General features: G+C 73.6%; 17 protein-coding genes. 7 read left to right on the top strand and 10 right to left on the bottom strand.

Annotated elements, in window-relative coordinates; genetic code table 11:
• Positions 1–7: 7 nt before the first annotated feature.
• Both ACIGNX_RS06600 and ACIGNX_RS06605 read left to right on the top strand, forming a co-directional pair.
• Positions 8–832, top strand: coding sequence for a PfkB family carbohydrate kinase (locus ACIGNX_RS06600; RefSeq protein ID WP_396538168.1), 825 nt, complete (start codon positions 8–10; stop codon positions 830–832).
• Positions 829–1449, top strand: coding sequence for a nucleoside/nucleotide kinase family protein (locus tag ACIGNX_RS06605; protein ID WP_396537049.1), 621 nt, complete (start codon positions 829–831; stop codon positions 1447–1449). The genes ACIGNX_RS06600 and ACIGNX_RS06605 overlap by 4 nt, the downstream gene beginning before the upstream one ends.
• Positions 1450–1453: 4 nt before the next feature.
• On the opposite strand, the gene ACIGNX_RS06610 is transcribed toward ACIGNX_RS06605, so the two are convergent.
• A complete protein-coding gene (locus tag ACIGNX_RS06610) occupies positions 1454–2119 on the bottom strand; it encodes a DedA family protein (protein WP_396537051.1) in 666 nt (221 codons plus the stop codon).
• A 140-nt stretch (positions 2120–2259) separates the two neighbouring features.
• On the opposite strand from ACIGNX_RS06610, the gene ACIGNX_RS06615 reads away from it, so the two are divergent.
• Positions 2260–3639: an FAD-binding oxidoreductase gene (locus ACIGNX_RS06615; RefSeq protein WP_396537053.1), complete on the top strand. Its 1380-nt coding sequence runs from the start codon at positions 2260–2262 to the stop codon at positions 3637–3639.
• Positions 3640–3648: 9 nt separating this feature from the next.
• On the opposite strand, the gene ACIGNX_RS06620 is transcribed toward ACIGNX_RS06615, so the two are convergent.
• The 5 genes from ACIGNX_RS06620 to ACIGNX_RS06640 all read right to left on the bottom strand — a co-directional run bounded on the left by ACIGNX_RS06620 (position 3649) and on the right by ACIGNX_RS06640 (position 7445).
• Positions 3649–4386 (bottom strand): DedA family protein, encoded by a 738-nt coding sequence (locus ACIGNX_RS06620; protein ID WP_396537055.1) that lies wholly within the window; start codon positions 4384–4386, stop codon positions 3649–3651.
• A gap of 10 nt (positions 4387–4396) precedes the next feature.
• On the bottom strand, positions 4397–4582 hold the full coding sequence (locus tag ACIGNX_RS06625; RefSeq protein WP_396537057.1) for a hypothetical protein: 186 nt from the start codon (positions 4580–4582) through the stop codon (positions 4397–4399).
• A 4-nt stretch (positions 4583–4586) separates the two neighbouring features.
• Complete coding sequence (gene nagA, locus ACIGNX_RS06630; RefSeq protein WP_396537059.1) at positions 4587–5771, bottom strand: N-acetylglucosamine-6-phosphate deacetylase; 1185 nt, start codon at positions 5769–5771, stop codon at positions 4587–4589.
• Positions 5768–6673, bottom strand: coding sequence for an ROK family protein (locus ACIGNX_RS06635; protein WP_396537061.1), 906 nt, complete (start codon positions 6671–6673; stop codon positions 5768–5770). Before ACIGNX_RS06635 ends, nagA begins: the two co-directional genes overlap by 4 nt.
• A 193-nt stretch (positions 6674–6866) precedes the next feature.
• On the bottom strand, positions 6867–7445 hold the full coding sequence (locus tag ACIGNX_RS06640) for a SigE family RNA polymerase sigma factor (RefSeq protein WP_396537063.1): 579 nt from the start codon (positions 7443–7445) through the stop codon (positions 6867–6869).
• A 66-nt stretch (positions 7446–7511) separates the two neighbouring features.
• Here ACIGNX_RS06640 and ACIGNX_RS06645 point away from each other — a divergent pair, with 66 nt between their 5' ends.
• Positions 7512–7790 (top strand): YciI family protein, encoded by a 279-nt coding sequence (locus ACIGNX_RS06645; RefSeq protein WP_396537065.1) that lies wholly within the window; start codon positions 7512–7514, stop codon positions 7788–7790.
• On the opposite strand, the gene ACIGNX_RS06650 is transcribed toward ACIGNX_RS06645, so the two are convergent.
• Positions 7787–8653: an SDR family oxidoreductase gene (locus ACIGNX_RS06650; RefSeq protein ID WP_396537067.1), complete on the bottom strand. Its 867-nt coding sequence runs from the start codon at positions 8651–8653 to the stop codon at positions 7787–7789. The genes ACIGNX_RS06645 and ACIGNX_RS06650 overlap by 4 nt on opposite strands.
• Before the next feature lie 72 nt (positions 8654–8725).
• Positions 8726–9658: an aldo/keto reductase gene (locus ACIGNX_RS06655; protein WP_396537069.1), complete on the bottom strand. Its 933-nt coding sequence runs from the start codon at positions 9656–9658 to the stop codon at positions 8726–8728.
• Between the two features lie 109 nt (positions 9659–9767).
• On the opposite strand from ACIGNX_RS06655, the gene ACIGNX_RS06660 reads away from it, so the two are divergent.
• The gene (locus ACIGNX_RS06660) at positions 9768–10592 is read left to right on the top strand and encodes a TIGR03620 family F420-dependent LLM class oxidoreductase (RefSeq protein ID WP_396537071.1); all 825 of its coding nucleotides are present in this window, start codon (positions 9768–9770) and stop codon (positions 10590–10592) included.
• Here the strand turns inward: ACIGNX_RS06660 and ACIGNX_RS06665 are convergent.
• Positions 10589–10876, bottom strand: coding sequence for a DUF427 domain-containing protein (locus ACIGNX_RS06665; protein ID WP_396537073.1), 288 nt, complete (start codon positions 10874–10876; stop codon positions 10589–10591). The two genes, ACIGNX_RS06660 and ACIGNX_RS06665, sit on opposite strands and share 4 nt — an antisense overlap.
• A gap of 94 nt (positions 10877–10970) precedes the next feature.
• Between ACIGNX_RS06665 and fbaA the strand changes: the two genes are divergently transcribed.
• Positions 10971–12005 (top strand): class II fructose-bisphosphate aldolase, encoded by a 1035-nt coding sequence (fbaA, locus tag ACIGNX_RS06670; RefSeq protein ID WP_387485307.1) that lies wholly within the window; start codon positions 10971–10973, stop codon positions 12003–12005.
• Between the two features lie 123 nt (positions 12006–12128).
• On the opposite strand, the gene ACIGNX_RS06675 is transcribed toward fbaA, so the two are convergent.
• Positions 12129–13244 (bottom strand): hypothetical protein, encoded by a 1116-nt coding sequence (locus tag ACIGNX_RS06675; protein ID WP_396538170.1) that lies wholly within the window; start codon positions 13242–13244, stop codon positions 12129–12131.
• Between the two features lie 307 nt (positions 13245–13551).
• Here ACIGNX_RS06675 and ACIGNX_RS06680 point away from each other — a divergent pair, with 307 nt between their 5' ends.
• Positions 13552–13959 (top strand): DUF3151 domain-containing protein, encoded by a 408-nt coding sequence (locus ACIGNX_RS06680; RefSeq protein ID WP_396537075.1) that lies wholly within the window; start codon positions 13552–13554, stop codon positions 13957–13959.
• Positions 13960–13961 lie beyond the last annotated feature (2 nt).

Below are 13961 nucleotides of genomic sequence, written 5' to 3' on the forward strand. Positions count from 1 at the left end.
GGTCGCGGTGCTGTGTGTCGGGCTGACGACGGTCGACGTGACCCAGCTCGTCGAGGAGTTCCCCGCGCCCGGGCAGAAGGTGCAGTCGCTCGACGTGCACCTGGCGCCCGGCGGGCCGGCGGCGAACGCCGCGCGGGCGGTGGCCGCGCTGGGCCACCGGGCCGTGCTGCTGACCGCGCTGGGCGGCGAGCTGGGCGACTTCGCCCGGTCCCGGCTGCACCCCGTCGAGGTGCGGTCGGTGGGCGCGGGCGGCCCGGCGCTGAGCATGGTCGCGGTCCGGGAGCGCGACGGCGAGCGGACCGTGGTCTCGCGCAACGCCGCGGGCCTCGACGTGGACCCGGTGGTGGACCCGGCGCTCGTCGAGGCGGCCGACGTGGTGCTCGTGGACGGCCACCTCGGGCCGCTCGCCCTGGTCGCCGCACGGCACGCCCGCCGCGCCGGCGTGCCCGTGGTGCTCGACGCGGGCAGCTGGAAACCCGTGCTGGACGAGCTGCTGCCGCTGGTGGACGTGGCCGCGTGCTCGGCCTCGTTCGCGCTGTCGGAGGCCGAGGTGCACGCGCGGGGCGTGCCGCTGGTGATCCGCACGCACGGCCCGCGCCCCGTCACCTGGTCGCTGGGTGGTGCCACCGGCTCCCGGCCGGTACCCGTTGTCCGGGTGCGCGACACCAACGGCGCGGGCGACGTGTGGCACGGCGCGCTGGCGGTCGCGGTCGCCCGGGGCGTGGCGGTGGACGACGCCGTACGGTGGGCCAACGAGGTCGCCGCGGTGCGGGTGCGCCACACCGCGCGGGACTGGGTGGAGGGGCTGGGACGGTGGCGGAACGGCGGATGAGGTTCGACGAGCTGGTCGACCGGGCGCGGCTGCTGGTGGACACCGGCGAGCGCAGGCTCCTGGGCATCGGCGGCGCGCCGGGCTCGGGCAAGTCGACGCTGGCGCGCCGGCTGGTCGAGGCGCTGGGCGACGACGCCGCCCTGGTCGGCATGGACGGCTTCCACCTGGCCCAGCGGGAGCTGGAGCGGCTCGGCTCGGCCGACCGCAAGGGCGCGCCGGACACGTTCGACGTCCCCGGCTACGTCGACCTGCTCGGCAGGCTGAAGGCGTGCGGGCCGGACGTGGTCTACGCGCCGGAGTTCCGCCGGGAGATCGAGGAGCCGATCGCGTGCGCCGTGCCGGTCGACCCGTCCGTGCCGCTGGTCGTCACCGAGGGCAACTACCTGCTGCTCCAGTACGACAAGTGGAAGCGCGTGCGGGTGGTGCTGGACGAGGCGTGGTTCCTGGCGCTCGACGAGGACCTGCGGGTGGCGCGGCTGATCGACCGGCACGTCCGGTACGGCCGGTCGGTGGAGGAGGCGCGCGAACGCGTGCTCCACGGCACCGACCACGTGAACGCGCTGATGGTGAACGCGTCCAGGTCCGCTGCGGACCTGGTGATCACCGAGGTGCTGTAGCCCGTCAGGAGGACGCGCCGACCTCCTCGTCCACCGGCTTGCGCATCTCCTGGCGGTACCGGTACAAGCCGTAGGCGGTGCCGCCGACGAAGAACGCGATGCTGATGACCACGGCGACCGTCTCCAGCCACGGCACGGCCGTCAGCAGGCCCGCGCCGTAGTAGCCGGCCAGCACCAGCGTCGGCACCCAGGCGATCGCGCCGAGCGTCGTGGCGAGCATGAACCGCTTCGGGTCCATCCGCGCCGCACCCGCGATCATGGGCGCGAGCGTGCGGACCCAGGGGATCCACCGGGCGAGCACGACCGCCCAGAAGCCTCGTCGGTCGAGGAAGTCGCGGGCCTTGGCGAGGTTCTGCTTGTTGAGCACCTTGCCGCCGCGGCGGGCCAGCAGACGCGTGCCGGTGTGCCTGCCGATGTAGTAGCCGATCTGGTTGCCGACGACGGCCACGACGAGCGCGGCCCCCGACAGCAGCCAGGCCGACAGCTCGCTGTCGTGCGACGCGAGCACCACACCGGCGGCGAACAGCAACGAGTCGCCGGGCAGGAACAGGCCGAAGACGAACGCGCACTCGAAGAAGATGAAGCTCAGCGTGATCAACCACACGGCCAGCGGGCCTGCGGAATCGAGCTGAACGAATGCGACAGCCTCGGACGATGCGGACAACACCACACCACGCAGCCTACGTGGGACCGGGTCCGGGACAGGGCGACACGGGGATAACGCCTTGTGGAAGCCTCGGCGTCGCTGCGGTGCGTGCGGGCGCGAACACGGGCTGGAGTGATCGGCGTCACGCGGGTTAGCGTGGTGGGATGGAGGCCCTGCTCGCCGAACTGCGCTCCGCCGTCGGCCCCGACGCGGTGCTGACCGACACCGACGTCACCGCGGCCTACCGGCGCGACATGATGCCCCTGGCGCCCCACGGGCAACCGCTGGCCGTCGTCCTGCCGACGTCCGCGGACCAGGTCCGGGCGGTCGTGCGGGCGTGCGCGGCGGCGCGCACCCCGATCGTGCCGCGCGGCGCGGGCAGCGGCCTGTCCGGCGCGGCGAACGCCGTCGACGGCTGCGTGGTGCTGGTGACCACGAAGATGAACGCGATCGTGGAGGTCGACCCGGACAACCGGGTGGCCGTGGTCGAGCCGGGGGTGGTGAACCTCGACCTGCGCGCCGCGGTCGAGAAGCACGGGCTGTTCTACCCGCCCGACCCGTCCAGCTACGACTGGTGCACGATCGGCGGCAACCTGTCCACCAACGCGGGCGGGCTGTGCTGCGTGAAGTACGGCGTGACCACGGACTCCGTGCTCGGGCTCGACGTGGTGCTGGCCGACGGCGAGCTGCTGCGCACCGGGCGGCGGACCGTCAAGGGCGTCGCCGGGTACGACCTGACCAAGCTGTTCGTCGGCAGCGAGGGCACGCTCGGCGTGATCACCCGCGCCACCCTGGCGCTGCGCCCGCTGCCGCAGGCACCGGTGACGCTGGTGGCCGCGTTCGGCAGCACGGCCGACGCGGGCGCGGCCGTGAGCCGGGTGGTGGCCGAGGGCGTCGTGCCGTCGCTGATGGAGATCATGGACCGCACCTCCATCCGGGCCGTCGAGCAGTACCTCAGGACCGACCTGAACGCCGACGCGGCGCTGCTGCTGTGCCAGTCCGACTCCGGCGGCGAGGCGGGGCGGCGCGAGCTGGCCGCGATCGAGCAGGCGTGCGAGGCGGCGGGCGCGCAGCTCGTCTACGCGACCGAGGACCTGGGCGAGGGGCGTGACCTGCTCGCGGCGCGGCGGGCCGTGCTCAACGCGCTGGAGGTGCTGGGCGCGTGGCTGACCGACGACGTGTGCGTGCCGCGGACGAGGATCGCCGAGCTGATCGCCGGGTGCGAGCGGATCGGCGAGTCGGTCGGGTTGCGCATCGCCGTGGTCGGGCACGCCGGCGACGGCAACATGCACCCCACGATCGTGTACGACCCCGGCTCGGCGGAGGAGTTCGCGCGCGCCAGGCGGGCGTTCGACGAGATCCTGGGCCTGGGGCTCGCGCTGGGCGGCACGATCACCGGCGAGCACGGTGTCGGCAAGATCAAGCGGGAGTGGCTGGCGCGCGAGATCGGGCCCGTCGGCCTGCGGGCGCACCGCGCGATCAAGCGGGCGCTGGACCCGGACAACCTGTTCAACCCCGGCTCGATGTTCGACGCCCTCGGGTGAGGCGGGAGGTCAGTCGACCGGCCTGATGCGCTGCGTGTCGTCCACCCGCTCGATGACCTGGGTGATGTCGGCCGCCTCCTGGGCGAGCAGCGACTTCTTCTCCCGCCGCGCCTTGAGGATCTCGATGACGATCGGCACGACCGAGACCGCCACGATCAGGACCAGCATCATCTCGAGGTTCTCGCGCACGAACGCGATCTGGCCGAGGAAGTAGCCCAGCACGGTCAGGCCCGCGGCCCACGCGACGCCGCCGATCAGCGAGTACGTGAAGTACTTGCGCGGGTCCATCCGGCCGACGCCCGCCATGGCGGTGATGAACGTGCGCACGATCGGCACGAACCGGGCCATCACGATCGCGCGGGCGCCGTACTTGTCGAAGAACTCGTGCGTCTTGTCGACGTACTCCTTCTTGAAGACCTTCGACTCGGGCTTGGCGAACAGCGCCGGTCCCGCCCGGTGGCCGATCCAGTAGCCGACCACGTTGCCCGCCAGCGCGCACGCCGTGAGCAACACGCACACCAGCCACAGCGGGTACTCCAGCACGCCCGAGGCCACGAACAGGCCCGCGGTGAACAGCAGCGAGTCGCCGGGCAGGAAGAAGCCCACCAGCAGGCCGCACTCCGCGAAGACGATGAAGCACAGCCCGATCAGCATGTACGGGCCGAGCCCCTTGAGCAGGACCTGCGGGTCGAGCCATTCGGGACCGAGGGCAACCGTGGAGGTGAGCGCGACCGTCACGGCGACCACGGTACAGGCATCACCCGAGCGTCATGACCGCCACGACGGTGCCCGCGGCCAGCCCGAGCAGCACGGCGAGCAGCAGCACCCAGCCCGCGCCGAGCGACGGGCGGGCCGGTCGGGCGGGCACGCGGGGGTGCGCGCCGGAGCTGGTGGCCTGGGCGCGCAGCGCGTCGGCCACCAGCTTCTCGTGGTCTTCGGGCACCCGGTCAGTCCCTCGTCGTGGTTCCGGTTCCCCCGGAGGCTACCCAGGCGCCCCGCGCCATGACCTCGCGCGGCCTCAGCTCCTCGTCCAGCACCACGACGTCGGCCGCGAGGCCGGCGCGCAGCTCGCCCGTGCGGTCCTGCAGCCCGAGCAGCCGGGCGGGGTGGGTCGAGGTGGCGCGCACCGCCTCGGGCACGGTCAGGCCGCACGACTGCACCGCGTTGCGGAACGCGGCGTCCATGGTCAGCGTGCTGCCGGCGAGGGACGCGCCGCCCGCGAGCGTCGGCACGCCGTCCACCACCCGCACCTCCAGGCCGCCCACGTCGTACACGCCGTCGCCGACGCCCGCCGCCGCGATCGCGTCCGTGACCAGCACCGTCCGGTCGGTGCCCGCGTGCCGCGCGGCCAGGCGCACCGCGGTCGGGTGCAGGTGCACCAGGTCGCAGATCAGCTCCACGGTGACGCGCTCGTCGTCGAGCAGGGCGCCGATCGGGCCGGGCTCGCGGTGGTGCAGCGGCCGCATCCCGTTGAACAGGTGCGTGGCCACGCTGGCGCCCGCCTCGACGGCGGGGCGGATCTGGGCCTCGGTGGCGTCGGTGTGGCCGATCGCGGCCAGGACATCGTTGTCGACGAGGTGGCGCACCGCGTCCACGCCGTGCTCCAGCTCCGGCGCGACGGTGATCATGCGGACCGAGCCGCCGCCCGCGTCCAGCAGCTTGTCGATCGAGCCCCGGTCGGGCGGGCACAGGATCGCCGGGTCGTGCGCGCCGCACCGCGCGGCGGACAGGAACGGCCCTTCGAGGTGGATGCCGGCCACCACGTCGTCGCGCACCAGCTCGCCCAGCGCCCGGACCTGCTCGACCAGCTCCGGGATGGGCCGGGACACCAGGCTGGCCAGCAGCGTCGTGGTGCCGTGCCGGCGGTGCGCGTTCGCCGCCTTGACCACCCGGGCGGGGTCGGCGCTGGTGAACGCCTCACCACCGCCGCCGTGGCAGTGGATGTCGACGAAGCCCGGCACCAGCCAGCCGCCCGCGACGTCCCTGGTCGGGCCCTCCGGCGGCGCCCCCTCGCCGACGGCCGCGATCAGGCCGTCGCGCACCGCCAGCCACCCCCGGTCGAGCACCCCGTCGGGCGTGACGACCCGACCACCGGTCAGGGTCACGTCGACGGGTCCACCCCACGTGCTCATCTCTCCTCCAGCATGTCGATGGCCAGCAGCGCGGCCCCGAGGCACCCGGCCTCGTCGCCCAACGCCGCCAGCCGCAGTTCCGGGCGCCGCTGGAACGTGGTCAGCTCGTCCAGCCGCGCGCCCAGCGGATCCGTCAGCCTCGGACCCGCCAGCGCCAGGCCGCCGCCCAGCACCACGGCCTGCGGCCCCAGCAGCGCGGCCACCAGCAGGATGCCGCGCGCGAGCGCGTCCACCGCCTCGCGCCACACCACCGCCGCGTCCGGGTCGCCCGCGGCCAGCAGTCCCGCCACCTCCGCCGCGCCGGCGACGCGGCGGCCCGTGCGGGCGGTGTAGCGGCGGGCGATGGCGGCGCTGCTCGCCCGCGCCTCGACGCACCCGGTCTGGCCGCAGCCGCACGGGTCGCCGTGGCCGACGTCGACGTGCCCGACCTCGCCGGGCGCGGACGACACTTGGCCGCCCAGGACGAGGGCGGCGGCGATGCCGGTGCCGATGGGCATGATCACCGCGTCGACCAGGTCGCGGGCGTTGCCCTGGCGCAGCTCGGCGAGCCCGCCGGCGCGCACGTCGTGGCCGAACGCGGTGGGCAGCCCGGTGGCCGCCTCGACCCGCTCGCGGAACGGGTAGTCGGTCCAGCCGAGGTTGGCCGAGTAGACACCGGTGCCCTTCGCCTCGTCCACGATGCCCGGCACCACCAGCCCGACGGCGTCCACCGGCCGCCCGGAGGCGGCGCGCAGCTCCTCGACCAGGTCGGTGACGTCCTCGACCACCGCGTCCCCGCCGGGTCGCGTGGGGCGGCGCCGCTGCTCGACCGCCCGCACCCCGTCGGGGCCGTCGGCGACGAGCGCGGCCTTCATCCCCGTTCCGCCGACGTCGACGGCTATCACGTGTCCTGTGCGCGCCACGAGGACCGATACTGCGCCATCCGACCGCCATTGGTCTATACCAAGTGTCCGATTGGGTCCGTCTTGGGTGCCCGACGAGACGGTTTCGGGTGCCGGCGGCCGGGGCGCGGGCGCGGTCGGACCGGGACCGGCGGTCCCCGCACGGCCCGCGGCGGGAGGTCGCGCCCGCCCGCGGTGCCCGGTTCTCAGGGCGTCAGCTGCCCGCCATGATCTTCTGCAGCGCGTCCAGCGCGCGGCTCGCCGTGCTCTTCACCGTGCCCTTGCTGATGCCCGTGGCCTCGGCGATCTCGGCCTCGGACAGGTCGCCGTAGTACCGCAGCACGAGCACCTCGCGCTGCCGCGGCGGCAGCTGGGACAGCGCCCGCACCACGGCCTGGTGCTCGGCGGTCAGCATGGCGAGGCTCTCCGCCGACCGGGCGTTCGCCACGTGCGGCGGGGTGTAGTCGCGGGCCGTCTTGCGCCGGCGCAGGACGCTGCGCGAGCCGTTGACGACCGCCGTGCGCAGGTACCCGACGGCGGCCTGCGCGTCGCGCAGGTTCGACCAGTTGCGGTGCAGGCCGGTGAACGCCTCCTGGACCACGTCCTCCGCGGTGGCGGGCTCGTCCACGAGCAGCAGCGCCAGCCGCACCAACCGCATCCGGTGCTGGCGGTACAGGTCCTCCAGGGTCAGCGGACCGGTCGGGGCCGGGGCCGCGCCGTCCTGGATCCGCAGGTTCGTCAGCGTGTCCTGCACACGCGCGATGCCGCCGCTGTTCCGATCGGGACCGACCACGGAAAAGACGTTACCCCGTCACGCGGTAGCTTCGGCGCGGCGCTGCACAACGGAGGTGGGCATTCGATGGCTCGGTTCGCGGTCGAGTTGGTGTTCGGCGACAACCAGGACGAGCGGATGGCGGTCCGGCCCGCGCACCGCGAGTACCTGGCCACCCTGGTCGAGCGGGGCGTGCTGCTGGTGTCCGGCCCGTACGCCGACCAGTCGGGCGCCCTGCTGGTCTACGAGGTCGCCGACGAGGCCGAGTTGCGCGAGGTCCTCGCCGCCGACCCGTACACGCCCGCGGGCGTGGTGAGGGAGACGCGCGTGCACGAGTGGCAGGCGCTCATGGGCGTCTGGCTCTAGTCGCCGCGCACCTCGGCGGCGGCGGCCGCCCCGCCCGGCCCGACCAGGCCGGACAGGTCGTTCGCCGCCATCTCGCGGTCGGCGGCGGGCACCTGCCGGGCCGCCTGCCGGTCGACCACCTTCGGCGTGAGCGCGCGCAGGAGCTTCAGCCCGCCGACCCAGCCGGGCACGTGCACGGCCCTCGACCGCCGGGTGATGCCCCGGACCACCGCCCGGCCCACGTCCGCGACCGGGTACTTCCGGCCGGCCGGACCGGGCATGCCGCGGCGCAGCGGCCCGAACACCGGGTGCTCGTCGGCGCTGTCGACCATGTCGGTGGAGATCCACGAGAAGTACGCCACGCCGACGTCCACGCCCAGGTGCCGCACCTCGGCGCGCAGGCTGTCGGCGAACGCCTCGCAGCCCGCCTTCGCGGCGGAGTAGGCCGCGTTGCCCGGGATGTGCACGATCGCCGCCAGGGACGACACGACGAGGCAGTAGCCGCGGCTCGCGACCAGGTGCGGCAGGCACGTGCGGACCGTGCGCCACACCCCGAGCAGGTTCACCTCGATCACCCGCTCGAACGCGGCGGGGTCCATCGACCGGATGAACCCGGTGGCGGCCACGCCCGCGTTCGCCACGACCACGTCGATGCCGCCGAAGCGCTCGACCACGCCGGCCACCGCGGCCTCCAGCGCCCGCCAGTCGGTGACGTCGGCCTCCCACGCCTCGCCGCCGCACTCGCGGGCCACCTCGCGCAGCCGGTCGCCCTCCAGGCCGACCAGGGCGAGCTTCGCGCCCTTGGCGGCCAACCGCCGCGCCACTTCCGCGCCGATGCCCCTGGCCGCGCCGGTGATCAGGACAACCTTGCCCGCGACGTCCACGGTGACCTCCTCAAGCTCGGAGCACGAGGAGGCCACCGTAACGCAACTTACCGCCAGTAAGCTACTGGTGAGTTAAACGGCACTGGCCTCGGTCAGGACCGCCACCTCGTCGGCCTCCAGCTCCAGCTCCAGCGCCGGCAGGAGGTCGGCCAGCTGCTCCGCGGTGCGCGCCGACGCGATCGGCGAGGCCACCGTCGGCTGCTCGGCCAGCCACGCCAGGGCGACCGCCGCCGGGGTGGTGCCGCGGCCCGCCGCCACCTCGTCCAGCGCCGCCAGGATCCGCAGGCCGCGGTCGTCGAGGTACTTCGACGCGGCGGCGGCCCGGGCGCTCTCCACGGTGACGCCCGGCCGGTACTTGCCGGTCAGGAAGCCCTTCGCCAGGCCCCAGTAGGGCGCGGACGACAGCCCGTGGTCGGCCACCGCGCGCGACAGCCCGCCCTCGTAGGAGCGGTCCACCAGGTTGTACGCCTGCTGGAGCGCGACGAACTTCACCAGGCCCTCCCGCTCGGACACCGCCAGCGCCGACGTCAGCCGCTCGGCCGTGTAGTTGGACGCGGCGACGTACCGGACCTTGCCCGCGCGCACGAGCCGGTCGAACGCGGCCAGGGTCTCCTCCTGCGGCGTGCCCGGGTCGTCCTTGTGCGCGTAGTACAGGTCGATGTGGTCCACGCCCAGCCGGCGCAGGGAGTCCTCTGCGGCGCGCTCGACGGTCCCCGCCCGGAGGTTGTCGAGCCCGCGCAGCGAGCCGACCTTGGTGGCCACCACGACCGCGTCCCGGTTGCCCCGGGCGCGCAGCCACCGGCCGATGATCGTCTCCGACTCGCCGCCCACGTGCCCCTCGGCCCACGCCGAGTAGGCGTCGGCGGTGTCCACGAAGTTGCCGCCGGCCGCCGCGTAGGCGTCCAGCACGGCGAACGAGGTCTCCTCGTCGGCGGTCCAGCCGAACACGTTGCCACCCAGGCACAGGCGCGACACGTCGAGGTCGCTGGTTCCCAGTTGCGTCATGCCGCGAAGCTAAGCCGACCGGTCCGCCCGCGCCCGACGGCGGGGCCAGGACTAAATGGCGGGTCCGCGCGGTTGCCAGTCGTCAGCACCTAGTTCGCGGGGAGACGAAATGACGGTCGAGTTGGGCAGGTACGGCGTGTGGGACCGGGCCGCGAGGTGGGTGGGGCGCGGCCGCGACGCCGCCGAGCTGGAGGAGCTGGGCTTCGGGGCGCTGTGGCTGGGCGGTTCGCCCGACGGAAGCGTCATGACCACGGTGTCCGACCTGCTGGACGCCACGGAGAAGATCACCGTGGCGACCGCCGTGATGAACGTCTGGACCACCCCCGCCGGCGAGGTGAACGACGGCTACCGGGCGCTGGCGTGGACCGACCGCTTCCTGGTCGGCATCGGCACCGGGCAGGGTGAACTGGCCGGTGAGGTGCACCACAGCCCCTACCAGAAGCTGATCCACTACCTGGACGAGCTGGACGTGCCGCGCGACCGGCTCGCGCTGGCCGCGCTGGGCCCGCGGCTGCTCCGGCTGGCCGCCGCCCGCACCAGCGTCGCCCACCCGTACCTGGCGACGCCGGAGTACACGGCGCGGGCGCGCGAGACCGTCGGCGCGGGCGTGGTGCTCGCGCCCGAGCAGCACGTGGTGCTGGAGGCCGACCCGGCGCGGGCCCGCGAGCTGGGCCGGGAGGCGCTGGCCGAGTACCTGGGCCGCCCCGACCACACCCGCAACTGGCTGCGGCACGGGTTCACCGAGGACGACCTGGCGGGCGGCGGCAGCGACCGGCTGGTCGACGCCCTGGTCGCGTGGGGCCCGGTCGAGCGGGTCGCCCGGCGGTTGCGCGAGCACCACCGGGCGGGCGCCGACCACGTCGCCGTGCAGGTGGTCGGCGCCCCGGACGCCCAGCGGGCGCTGCGCGACCTGGCGGCCGCGCTGGGGGACTAGTCGTCGGAGACCTCGACGCCCTTCCAGAACGCGACGTGGTCCTTGATGTTCGCCGCGGCCTGCTTGGGTTCCGGGTAGAACCACGCCGCGTCGGGGTTGTCCTCGCCGTTCACGTGCAGGGTGTAGTAGCTCGCCGTGCCCTTCCAGGGACAGACCGACGAGGTGTCCGACGGCCTGAGGTACCGGGTGTGCACCGACTCCGGGGGGAAGTAGTGGTTCCCCTCCACCATCTCGGTCTTCTCACTCTCGGCGATGATCTCGCCGTTCCACCGTGCGATCGCCATGACACCACTATGCCGCTGATCATCTTCGCTCGCCGGGCGGTGGCCGTAGGATGCTGCCGACACCGCGTTCCGGGCACCCGAGGAGGACCCACCGATGCCCATCGCAACCCCCGAGGTCTACGCCGAGATGCTGGATCGCGCGAAGGCGAACGAGTTCGCCTACCCCGCGATCAACGTCACCTCGTCCGAGACCCTCAACGCGGCCCTGCGCGGATTCGCGGAAGCCGAGAGCGACGGGATCATCCAGGTCTCGACCGGCGGCGCCGAGTTCGCCTCGGGCACCAAGGTCAAGGACATGGTGACCGGCGCGGTTGCGCTGGCGGAGTTCGCGCACGTGGTCGCCGAGAAGTACCCGGTGAACATCGCGCTGCACACCGACCACTGCCCGAAGGACAAGCTCGACGGCTACGTCCGGCCGCTCGTCGCGATCAGCCAGGAGCGGGTGGACCGCGGGCTCAACCCGCTGTTCCAGTCGCACATGTGGGACGGCTCGGCCGTGCCGCTGGACGAGAACCTGAAGATCGCCTCGGAGCTGCTCGACCTCACCGCCAAGGCGAAGATCATCCTCGAGATCGAGGTGGGCGTCGTCGGCGGCGAGGAGGACGGCGTCGCGCACGAGATCAACGAGAAGCTCTACACCTCGCCCGAGGACTACCTGAAGACGGTGGACGCCCTCGGCGCCGGTGAGAAGGGCCGCTACCTGGTCGCGGCGACGTTCGGCAACGTGCACGGCGTGTACAAGCCGGGCAACGTGAAGCTGCGCCCGGAGATCCTCAAGCAGGGCCAGGACGTGGTGGCCGAGAAGCTGGGCCTGCCGGCCGGCTCGAAGCCGTTCGACCTGGTCTTCCACGGCGGCTCCGGCTCGCTGCTGGAGGAGATCCACGAGGCGGTGACGTACGGCGTGATCAAGATGAACATCGACACCGACACGCAGTACGCGTTCACCCGCCCGATCGTGGGTCACATGTTCGCGAACTACGACGGCGTGCTGAAGGTGGACGGCGAGGTCGGCAACAAGAAGGCGTACGACCCGCGCTCCTACCTCAAGGCCGCCGAGCAGGGCATGGCCGCCCGCATCGCCCAGGCGTGCGAGCACCTGAAGTCGTCCGGCCGCATGATCGCCGGCTGACGGCTCACCCCGCGCGGCGAACGGCTCCCCCGGAAGTCCCCGGGGGAGCCGTTCCGCGTTCCGGCCCCCCAGGTGGTGGACGGCTCAGGTGGTGGGCGGCTCAGGTGGCTCGGTGGTCGCGGCTCAGGCGGTCGCGGCGGACCCGCGGCGCGCGCGCCCGGCCGCTACCCGGTCCACGACCAGCCACACCGCGGCCAGCACGGCGAACGCCGCCGCCGCGGACGGGTAGAGGATCGGCGGCGCCGCGTCCAGCTCCTGCTGCGCCCAGATGCCGCCGTAGCCCAGGCCCGTCACGGCGGCCGAGCCGACGACCGCGGCCAGCGGCGCGGGCAGCCTGCCCAGGTGCGCCGCGTCCACCGCCACGCCGACGAGCAGCAGGAACACCGGCACGGCCGAGAGCGGGAAGTCGGCGAGGCCGAGCACGGGCCAGATCAGCAGGCGGTAGGCGACGTAGCCGCCTGCCACCGCCGTCGCCGCCCACGGCGTGCCGATCGCCCGGCGGGCCAGCACGAGCACGACGGCCGCCGCGACCAGGCCCCACACCGGGTAGACCCAGTCGGGGATGGGCAGCGAGAACCGCACCATCGACTCCCGGTCGACGGCCCGGCCGATCTGGTCGGCGGCGAACTGCAGCAGGCTCGGCTCGGCGTACGGGTCGCCCCGGTCCCACGAGGCGATCTCCAGCACGCCGTACTCCTGGTGCTGGTTGGGGAACCAGGCGTTCTCCAGGAAGAAGAACCACAGCGCCGCCAGGCCGAACAGCCGCCACCGGCCACCGGCCGGGTACCCGGCGCGCCAGCCCCGGATCGCGCCCGCCAGCATGATCGCGGTGCCCAGGTACAGCAGCGCGTGCGACCCGCTCCACGACGTGATGTCCAGGCCGTTGACCCGGTGGTTGATCAGGTCGATGGGCAGCGCGATGAGGAACACGCCGGTGCCCCACTGCATCAGCCGCAACGCCGTCCGGTCCACGCCGTAGCCGGTGTAGGTGTGGAACAGCGTCAGGCCGACCACGATCACCGTGCCCGCCGTGTTGATCAGGTGGGGCGGCGCCAGGTCGTCGCGCAGCCACTTGAAGTGCCAGGCCACGTCCCACGAGGAGCCGATCAGCTTGAGCAGCAGACCGACCAGCCAGAGCCGGTAGAGCCCGGCGACGAGGGCGGGTGGCGTGCCGCGCCCCGGCTCGCCGCGCTCCCAGTACTGGTCGCGGAACCGCGCGACGCGGTTGGTAACCCCCATGTTCACCCGCCCATGATGCGTCCCGGTGGGGGTCGCTGGAAGGGTGCCCCGCCCTGGTCTTTCCCGGAAGTTCCCCTAGGGGACGGCCGCGACCTGCGAGTTCTCCGGGCGGACTCATGCTAACAGGTGATCACCGTTGCTCCGAACGGCCGCAGGGGGAAAGGTGCCGCCCTGAGAGTCCGCTGAGAAGGGCCGGACCGGGACGAGGGGTGCTCCATGGGGCAGAAGGTCGTGGCCGGCGTCGTCGCCGCCGCGGTGGTGCTGGCACTGGTCGCTGCGGTGGCCCGGGTATTCCTAAGCTGACGGCATGGAGAACCTGCTCGGTCCCGAACCCACGTTGCTGCCGGACCGCCCGGAGGCGCAGGCCGCCGCCGAGGCCGGCACCGACCCGGCCAAGATCGTCCGCGCCTACCCCGACTTCAGCGAGGCGTGGGCGCTGCTCGCCGAGCGGGCGCTGCAGACCGGCGACCCCGTCGCCGGCTACGCGTTCGCGCGCACCGGCTACCACCGCGGCCTGGACCAGCTGCGCCGGTCCGGGTGGAAGGGCCACGGCCCGGTGCCCTGGTCGCACCGGGGCAACCAGGGCTTCCTGCGGGCGCTGGCCGCGCTGGCGCGGGCCGCCGACGAGATCGGGGAGACCGAGGAGTACGAGCGCTGCCGGCGGTTCCTCGCCGACAGCGACCCGGCGGCGCCCGCCGCGCTCGGCCTGGGCTGAGC

It is taken from the genome of Actinosynnema sp. NPDC053489 (assembly GCF_044544865.1).
Lineage (GTDB): Bacteria > Actinomycetota > Actinomycetes > Mycobacteriales > Pseudonocardiaceae > Actinosynnema.

What these genes read in the sequence shown, in the direction of transcription:
- ACIGNX_RS06605 (WP_396537049.1), top strand. Translation starts at nt 829, where the DNA reads ATGAGGTTCGACGAGCTGGTCGACCGGGCGCGGCTGCTGGTGGACACC.
- ACIGNX_RS06615 (WP_396537053.1), top strand. Translation starts at nt 2,260, where the DNA reads ATGGAGGCCCTGCTCGCCGAACTGCGCTCCGCCGTCGGCCCCGACGCG.
- nagA (WP_396537059.1), bottom strand. Translation starts at nt 5,771, where the DNA reads ATGAGCACGTGGGGTGGACCCGTCGACGTGACCCTGACCGGTGGTCGG.
- ACIGNX_RS06645 (WP_396537065.1), top strand. Translation starts at nt 7,512, where the DNA reads ATGGCTCGGTTCGCGGTCGAGTTGGTGTTCGGCGACAACCAGGACGAG.
- ACIGNX_RS06655 (WP_396537069.1), bottom strand. Translation starts at nt 9,658, where the DNA reads ATGACGCAACTGGGAACCAGCGACCTCGACGTGTCGCGCCTGTGCCTG.
- ACIGNX_RS06660 (WP_396537071.1), top strand. Translation starts at nt 9,768, where the DNA reads ATGACGGTCGAGTTGGGCAGGTACGGCGTGTGGGACCGGGCCGCGAGG.
- ACIGNX_RS06665 (WP_396537073.1), bottom strand. Translation starts at nt 10,876, where the DNA reads ATGGCGATCGCACGGTGGAACGGCGAGATCATCGCCGAGAGTGAGAAG.
- fbaA (WP_387485307.1), top strand. Translation starts at nt 10,971, where the DNA reads ATGCCCATCGCAACCCCCGAGGTCTACGCCGAGATGCTGGATCGCGCG.
- ACIGNX_RS06675 (WP_396538170.1), bottom strand. Translation starts at nt 13,244, where the DNA reads ATGGGGGTTACCAACCGCGTCGCGCGGTTCCGCGACCAGTACTGGGAG.
- ACIGNX_RS06680 (WP_396537075.1), top strand. Translation starts at nt 13,552, where the DNA reads ATGGAGAACCTGCTCGGTCCCGAACCCACGTTGCTGCCGGACCGCCCG.